This is a genomic window from Rhodococcus jostii NBRC 16295 (genome assembly GCF_001894825.1).
Taxonomy (GTDB): domain Bacteria; phylum Actinomycetota; class Actinomycetes; order Mycobacteriales; family Mycobacteriaceae; genus Rhodococcus_F; species Rhodococcus_F jostii.
Window position 1 is genome coordinate 1 of sequence record NZ_BCWY01000192.1, and the last position, 3,994, is coordinate 3,994.

The 3,994-nt window shown below is 64.9% G+C and carries 4 protein-coding genes and 1 pseudogene; 4 read left to right on the plus strand and 1 reads right to left on the minus strand.

Features of this window, described 5'->3' with window-relative positions; all coding sequences use genetic code 11:
* Positions 1-1,572 precede the first annotated feature (1,572 nt).
* From RJ1_RS46580 to RJ1_RS49470, 4 genes and pseudogenes are all read left to right on the plus strand, one after another.
* On the plus strand, positions 1,573-1,779 hold the full coding sequence (locus tag RJ1_RS46580) for a hypothetical protein (protein ID WP_143048760.1): 207 nt from the start codon (positions 1,573-1,575) through the stop codon (positions 1,777-1,779).
* Positions 1,780-1,889: 110 nt separating this feature from the next.
* Complete coding sequence (locus RJ1_RS49460) at positions 1,890-2,369, plus strand: transposase family protein (protein ID WP_073371076.1); 480 nt, start codon at positions 1,890-1,892, stop codon at positions 2,367-2,369.
* Positions 2,363-2,716, plus strand: coding sequence for a hypothetical protein (locus RJ1_RS49465; RefSeq protein WP_378382523.1), 354 nt, complete (start codon positions 2,363-2,365; stop codon positions 2,714-2,716). The genes RJ1_RS49460 and RJ1_RS49465 overlap by 7 nt, the downstream gene beginning before the upstream one ends.
* Before the next feature lie 82 nt (positions 2,717-2,798).
* A pseudogene (locus tag RJ1_RS49470) lies at positions 2,799-2,921 on the plus strand (transposase); the annotation flags it as partial.
* A 109-nt stretch (positions 2,922-3,030) separates the two neighbouring features.
* Here RJ1_RS49470 and RJ1_RS48625 read toward each other — a convergent pair.
* Positions 3,031-3,270 (minus strand): hypothetical protein, encoded by a 240-nt coding sequence (locus RJ1_RS48625; protein ID WP_240319530.1) that lies wholly within the window; start codon positions 3,268-3,270, stop codon positions 3,031-3,033.
* Positions 3,271-3,994 lie beyond the last annotated feature (724 nt).

Genomic DNA, 3,994 nt, shown 5'->3' on the forward strand with positions numbered 1-3,994 from the left:
TTTTCCAGCTTATCTCATTGGGCTAACCGGCGCAAACCGGTACCCGCTGAAGACATTCCGGGGTTTGAAGCACAACCATACACGATGGTGAACTTCGGATTTGCCAGGCACTTCGTACAACCTCGTTGCATCACCAGGTGGTGAATGTCGGTGTCCGTGTCGCTCTGACTTGGAATAAGTTACGCGACCCGATCGCAGTTTCCAAATCGCCTGGTCGCGGGCATACGACCGTCGAGTTCTCCTGGAACTGCCAGTCCGGCCCCCGCGCACTGTCAGACCAGAAGTGTGCACGCTGAGCCGGTTTCGCAAGTCCGCGAACGCGGACGGTGAGACAGTCGCACCGATCACCACTCACTCTTCATCAAGGGTTACGCCATGCCGGCAGTCACCACTCTCGACGGCACCGACATCTTCTACAAGGACTGGGGCGCCGGGGGGCGATCGTCCAGACCTGAGCTGAGAACGACATGAATACCTACGCCGCATCTCGACCTGCACGACGCGACGTTGGTCGGCTTCGCCACCGATGGCGGCGAGGTGAGTAGATACGTGGGGCGCCGCGGAAGGCCGGATCGCCCAGATCGTGCTCGCCTCGGAGGTGCCGCCGTTCATGCTGCAAACCACCGACAAACCCGACGGCATCCAGATCGAAGTGTCCACACCCTCCGCCTTCGTCCGTCGTCGACAGGTCACAGATGTACCGGGACCTCGCCGACGGGCCGTTCTTCGAGCGGCAAGAAGCCAGTGCAGCTGATCAGAGGCGCCGCGTTCGAGATCGATCCGGGCGCAGACAAGGAACACTCTCCTGAACAGCGACACCGGACACCATCGTCCTCGTCCACGGGCTCTGGATGACACCCCGCAACTGGGATCCACAGGTCATTGCCGACCTGACCGTCCCCGACACCGTTGACCATCCCGTCGACGTCATCGAATCACTGGACGGTCCCGCCGATCATGGGTAATTCGTTCAGGGGACTCTGACGCGACTCCTCGTTGCGCGGTGGCGGGAGCCGCGGCTGGCACGATCAACTCCACGCGGCGGAGCCCGACCACATCATGCCGTCGTCGGTGAACAATTCGAACGGAAAGCACTTCACACGTCGGCTGCCGTCACGAGCATCACGAGTTCGACGGTCGATCACAGTGGACGTGCGGTGAACCGGGGCGGGAAGCCGTGCCAACTGCGCGTTGGATTGGGCACTACACCATGCCGAAACCGCCATCGAGAGGCGAAAAACCAAGCGCCGCAGTAGGTGCTGACGAGGACGCTCTCTGGGCGTAGCCGGGAACTCCACCTCGTGGATGGGAGTGCCGACGCCCTTGCACCGGACCGATCGCACCGGCCTGCCGAGCGGGTCGACTCTGATGTTGGTCGATCACGCAGCACCGTAGGAGCATCGACGGCTAGACGGTGGCGCGACCATCGCGGTAAATCTGGATCATGCACAGCTGGACGTGCCGACGGAGACGATCGCGAGGGCAGTCGGGTCCCTGGTTCCGGCGAACCCGCTGCACCACGTGCTGTGAACGCATCTCCACCATTTGTCTCGGACGGCCGCAGCAGCCCCGTTGTTTCTCGAACAGCTCGACGGCGCGACGGTCCAGCTCGCCCGGGTACTCGTCACGAGCGCTGCCGGCGACCAGGCCCGCAACCGGGATTCATCCGAGCGAAGCCTCCTGGCCACCTCCGCCTCTGCATGGATGCGAGCCTCACCATCCCTCGCTGTTACCGGACCGTATCGCCGCGCGCACAACATCTCGGTCCGCCACCTGTAGAGGATCTGGGGCGCAATCCGGCTCTTCACAGATGAGGGTGTAGGTCAGGCGGTTGGCGGTGCGGTGCGCGTCGGCGACGTTGTCGAGGTAGGAGTCGAGGCCCTCCGAAAATGAAGGGTTCCTACACACCGCATCCAGAAGACCTCGACGTGCTTGACGATACGTTCACACGCCTTGACGAGCTCGGCCTCGACGACGTCGGGCAACGCCTCGAGTTTGACCACCGCGCGGTGCTGGCCTGTCGAGTCGTCGACACCAACGATGCTGACAGCTGGTGTCAGCGCTGCGGCTGCGAAGGTACGGTGCGCGACAGCGTGGTCCGGCGTTTGGCGCACGAACCACTGGGCTGGCGCACGACGACGGTGCTGGTCAGCGTGCGTCGCTACCGCTGTGATGGCTGCGGGCATGTGTGGCGCCAGGACACCAGCCGGGAGGCTGAGCCACGAGCGAAGTTCTCGCGTCGCGTTCTGCGGTGGACGCTGGAAGCTCTCGTGGTCCAGCATCTCACCGTCGCCCGGGTGGCCGAATGGCTCGGGTTCCCCGGAACACCGTCAACGACGCTGTGCCGGCCGAAGGCACGCGCGTGCTGATCGATGACCCGGGCCGGTTCGACGGCATGCGCGTGATCGGGATCGACGAGCGCGTGTGGCGCCACACCCGCCGTGGCGAGAAGTACGTCACCGTGATCATCGACCTCACCGCAGTACACGCCGGCACCCGACCGGCACGGCTGCTCACCGGAACCGCAAGGGCGACCCGCTCTACGGGGCGACGCAGGCTGCACACTGGTGCCGATCTGCTCACCGACAAGCAGGCCGCCCGGCTGCGGGCCCTGTTCGCCGCCGACGCGCACGTCGAGGTCTGGGCGACCTGGGGCATCTACCAGCGCATGATCGCCGCCTACCACGAACCCGACCGCGCCGCGGCCGACAGCTGATGGAACAGCTGACCGGCTCGATCAGCGACGGAGTACATGCCGCGTTGACCGAGGTCATCACTCTGGGCAGGACGCTGAAGAAGAGGGCACCGACCTGCTGGCCTGCTTCGACCGACTCGGCATCAGCAACGGGCCCACCGAGACCATCAACGGACGGATCGAACACCTCCGCGGCTCCACCCTCGGGTTCCGTAACCTGACCAACTACACCGCCAGAAGCCTGCTGGCGGCCGGCGAGTTCAGACCGCAACGACACCCCAACTGTGACGAGCCGGTTCTGGAGTGTTCCGTGGGAGGGCGGCGGCGTGCAATCATCAGAGGAACGTCACGCGGATCGCTTCCTGCTTACCTTGGGCGAAACCGGCACGGGCGGCGGGGATCCGGGTCGCAAGATCCATCAAGTTCGTGCCCAATGCGGCTCGGGAATCGGCGTCCGGTGTGATCACCTCGACATGGCCTGCTTCCGGTGGTGTCCGGCCCCGCCCGCCCCACGGCGAGAGCACCACGACGTTCGCATAGCCCGAGGCAAGGTCGGCGGTGTCGGGGGAGCGCACCCCACCGTCGATGTAGCGAGTGCCGTTGATGCTGTGCGTGGGACCAGACCGGGCAGCGCGCAGCTCGCGGTGACCGCGTCCACCAGGTCGACGCCGGAATCGCGGTCGAACGCAGCCAACTCGCCCGTATCCGCGTCGGCGGCCACCACGATCATCGGCCGGTCCGGCCATTCAGGGCGAGGCAACGTGGCGGCGGCCGTTCCCGCTTCTGTCCGACCGGTCGAACCGGCTCGGACAGCACCAGGCCAACAGTTCGGCCGCCGGTATACCGTTGAGCACCTGCGCTGCCGCGGTGGCCACGGCCGAGGTGCCGACCACCAAATCGGCGGCCTCTGTCATATCGAGACCAGCTTCGACCAGGCCTGCGATGGTACCGATCTCCCACGTATTTCCGGCAGCCCCACCACCGAGAACCAGAGCAACGTTGTGAACCATCTGCCCACAATTTCAGCCCGTGTGGACACGGACACTCCAGTCCACCGAAATACCCAGACGGTGCCGAGCGTGATGCAGTGGATCATCAGCAGACGCCTCGATCACGCCGGCGAACTCTCGGTAGCGCTGCAGCCGAAATCTGATGATCGCGGGCATCGCGCGCAAATGCGCATTCGCCGACCCACTCACTCACTTCGCCCGTCGGTTCCGCGACGCATACGGAATGACTTCCCGCGAATTGCGGATGCTGCTGGCGAGCGAGCGGCCGTTCGACCAATGCTGAGGGGTG

Coding starts and splice junctions, on each gene's coding strand:
- RJ1_RS49460 (WP_073371076.1), top strand. CDS start 1,890: ATGAAGGGTTCCTACACACCGCATCCAGAAGACCTCGACGTGCTTGAC.